We start from the raw sequence: 3,082 nt of genomic DNA, 5'->3' as shown, positions 1-3,082 counted from the left end.
CAAATTCCTCAAGCAACCTTGGCGCTGGCCGGAAATCTGGCAGATGAACAAGGAACAAATCAAGAATCCGCACTGGATTTATCCCGGCGACATCATCCTCCTCGACACGTCGAGCGGATCGCCACGCCTCAGAATGGCCAAGCGCGTTAGCGGCCAAGATGGCAAGGTCCAGCCGATGGTCCATAGCACCCCGGGCGAACTCGTCATTCCAAGCATTCCATCCAACATCATTGAGCCATTTATTTCCCAGCCATTGATCGTCGAATCAACCGGCAGCAATAGCCAAGCAGTCATTGTCGCCGCTCAGGAAGACCGCATGCTGCTCGGTACTGGCGATTCCTTCTACGCCAAAGGCATCGCCGATAGCAGCATCGAAAAATGGCAGATTTTCCGCAAGGGCAAGCCTCTCAAGGACCCAAAAACCGGGGAGGTTCTGGCTTATGAAGCCTTTTATCTTGGCAATGCCCGTCTGACCAAACCGGGCGCCCCCGCTGCACTTCGCGTCACGCTGGCCAAAGAAGAAATCGCGCGCGGTGACGAACTGATCCCGGCCCAGCCGGCGGAAATCATCTCCTATGTGCCGCACCGCCCGGATCAGGCAATCGAAGCCAGCGTCATGTCGATCTATGGCGGCGTTCAGGAAGGCGGTACAACGTCCGTCGTCTCCCTGACCCGCGGCAAAAACGACGGCCTGGAAGTCGGCCACGTCGTTGCGCTATACCGCAATCGTGTTTCAACCAATATTGACGATGACGGCATTCGAACCGATACGCCTGTTCCGGAAGAACGCTACGGCCTGGCCTTCGTCTTCCGTGTCTTCGACCGCGTCGCTTATGCCTTGGTTGTCAGTTCATCGAAATCCGTGATCATTGGGGATTCGGCAAGAAACCCGTGATTATCTCCGAAGGCCTGGTCGCCTGGTTGCGGCTGACGCTTATCCCCGGGATCGGCGGCGAGTCGCAAAGAAAGCTACTCGCCGCTTTCGGTTTACCCGGGGCTGTTTTTGCCGCCGGGCGGCTAGCTGCACGCAGCGTTATCGGCGACCGCGCCGATCGGCTTTTTGATTTTGACCCCGCTGCAGAAGTCGACCGCAGTATCGATTGGGCCAGTCAGCCGGGGCAGCATATTGTGACCTTGGCCGATGACGCCTACCCGAAAGCTCTGCTCGAAATTGCCGACCCGCCCAGCCTGCTCTATGTGCGCGGCAACTCCGCGCTGCTCCAGAAACCCGGGCTGGCCATCGTCGGCAGCCGCAATGCGACACCACAAGGTCTGCAAACAGCGGAAAGCTTTGCCCGGACACTGGCGGCAAAAGGCCTCTGCATCGTCAGCGGCCTCGCCTTGGGGATCGATGCTGCCGCCCACCGTGGTGCCCTGGCGGCGGGAGGCGATACGATTGCCGTCATCGGCACCGGCGCCGACCGCATCTATCCGGCCCGCAACAAGGAACTGGCGCTAGCCATCGTCGAACACGGTGCGGTCATTTCGGAATTCCCGCTCGGCACACCGGCCATCGCCGCTAATTTTCCGCGACGCAATCGCATCATCTCCGGCCTGTCGCGCGGCGTACTGGTCGTCGAGGCGGCACCCGAAAGCGGTTCGCTGATCACGGCACGCCTGGCTGGCGAACAGGGGCGAGAAGTTTTCGCCATCCCCGGCTCGATTCATTCGCCCGTCGCCCGCGGCTGTCACAAACTGATCAAGCAAGGCGCCAAACTGGTCGAAACCGCGAACGATGTTCTGGAAGAGCTGGGTAACCTCACTTCTCCGGAACAACCAGTGGAAGCCACCCCGACTGACGACGAACACCCTGTACTTGCCGCGCTCGGCCATGATCCATGCGGCCTGGACGATCTCGTCGATTACACCGGACAGCGTGCTGAACAATTGCTTCCGGAACTCCTGATGCTCGAACTCTCGGGCAAAATCGCCCCTCTGCCCGGCAACCGCTACCAGCGCCTGAGCTAGGCCCCCATACATATAGACGGCTTGCCAAGCCGCTCACCGGGCACTTATCATGCGCCGGACTCCACAGGCCCCAACATGACCAAAAAGCTGATAATTGCCGAGAAACCTTCCGTCGCTGCCGACATCGCCAAGGCGTTGGGGGGCTTCACCAAGCACGACGACTATTTCGAAAGTGATACCCACATCATTTCCTCGGCCGTCGGTCATCTGCTCGAACTGGCCTGCCCCGAAGAGTTTGAAGTCAAGCGCGGCAAATGGTCGTTTGCCCATCTTCCGGTCATCCCGCCGCACTTTGCGCTGAAGCCGATCGAGAAGACCGAATCCCGCCTCAAGGTGCTGGCCAAGCTGATCAAGCGCAAGGATGTCAGCGCCTTGATCAATGCCTGTGACGCGGGACGCGAAGGTGAATTGATCTTCAATTACATCGCCCAGCACACCAAGTCCGGAAAACCGGTACAGCGGCTGTGGCTGCAATCGATGACGCAAGGTGCGATCCGCGACGGTTTTACGCGCCTGCGCAATGGCAATGAAATGCAAGGTCTGGGCGATGCCGCCGTCTGCCGCTCCGAATCCGACTGGCTGGTCGGCATCAACGGCACGCGGGCGATGACTGCCTTCAATTCGAAAACCGGCGGTTTCCACCTGACCACCGTCGGTCGCGTGCAGACGCCGACGCTGGCCATCGTCGTCGAGCGCGAAAAACGCATTCGCGAATTCAAGCCACGCGATTACTGGGAAGTTGAAGCCGAATTCGCCGCCAAGGCCGGCAGCTACAAAGGCAAGTGGTTCGACGAAGGATTCAAGGGCAAGAACGACGACGAGCACGCCCGGGCCGACCGCCTCTGGGAAGAAAGGCGCGCCGATGCCATCCGCGCCGCCACCTTGGGCAAGCCGGGCGAAGTCACGGAAGAAGCCAAGCCGGAAACCCGCATGTCGCCGGCCCTCTTCGATCTGACCACCCTGCAGCGCGAAGCCAACAGCCGTTTCGGCTTCTCGGCCAAGACCACGCTGTCGCTGGCCCAGGCCCTCTACGAAAAGCACAAGGTCCTGACCTACCCGCGGACCGACTCGCGCTGCCTGCCGGAAGACTACCTGCCCACCGTCAAGGAAACGC

General features: G+C 60.3%; 3 protein-coding genes. All 3 read left to right on the top strand.

Features of this window, described 5'->3' with window-relative positions; genetic code table 11:
* On the top strand, nt 1-895 hold an 895-nt coding region (locus ADADOO_RS09890; protein WP_511277150.1), incomplete at its 5' end, for a LysM peptidoglycan-binding domain-containing protein.
* Nucleotides 895-1,968, top strand: a complete 1,074-nt coding sequence (gene dprA, locus ADADOO_RS09885; RefSeq protein WP_511277152.1) for a DNA-processing protein DprA — start codon at nt 895-897, stop codon at nt 1,966-1,968. The genes ADADOO_RS09890 and dprA, both read left to right, overlap by 1 nt.
* A gap of 75 nt (nt 1,969-2,043) precedes the next feature.
* Nucleotides 2,044-3,082: DNA topoisomerase (locus tag ADADOO_RS09880; RefSeq protein ID WP_511277148.1), on the top strand; the 1,039-nt coding region annotated here is incomplete at its 3' end.

The sequence above is a fragment of the Azonexus sp. genome (assembly GCF_036170495.1).
In the GTDB taxonomy this organism is placed as follows: Bacteria; Pseudomonadota; Gammaproteobacteria; order Burkholderiales; family Rhodocyclaceae; genus Azonexus.
The sequence above is the reverse complement of the archived record's forward strand: the minus strand, read 5'-3'. Positions and strand labels throughout refer to the sequence as shown.